Here is a 308-nt window from a genome sequence, read left to right on the forward strand (position 1 = left end):
CCCCACCTCCTTCAGGCAATCGGTACGGCGCGGAGACCGGTCCGGTCGTGACCGACCGGAGGCGTTCGTCGGACAGAAGCAGGACGGACGGACGAGCGGCAGAGGGGGCTCACGACGTCGTCGTCCCGGCGACCACGAGCCGCCCGGCGAGCACCGAGCGGTAGGACCGTTCCGTCGCGGCGGCGACCTGGGACCAGCCGTAACGGCTCAGGACGCGCCGCCGTCCGGCTTCCCCGTACGCCCGGCGGGCTGTGTCGTCGGCCAGCAGCTCGGCGGTGGCCGTCGCGAGCGCGCGTACGTCTCCGGGC

Annotated in this window: 1 protein-coding gene; it reads right to left on the reverse strand. The window is 74.4% G+C overall.

Translation table 11 applies throughout. From position 1 onward, the window contains the following. Window positions 1-109: 109 nt before the first annotated feature. Window positions 110-308 (reverse strand): glycosyltransferase (locus ACWGIU_RS30740; protein ID WP_453711288.1); only part of this gene is annotated, 199 nt, incomplete at its 5' end.

This window comes from Streptomyces sp. NPDC054840, from assembly GCF_053611065.1.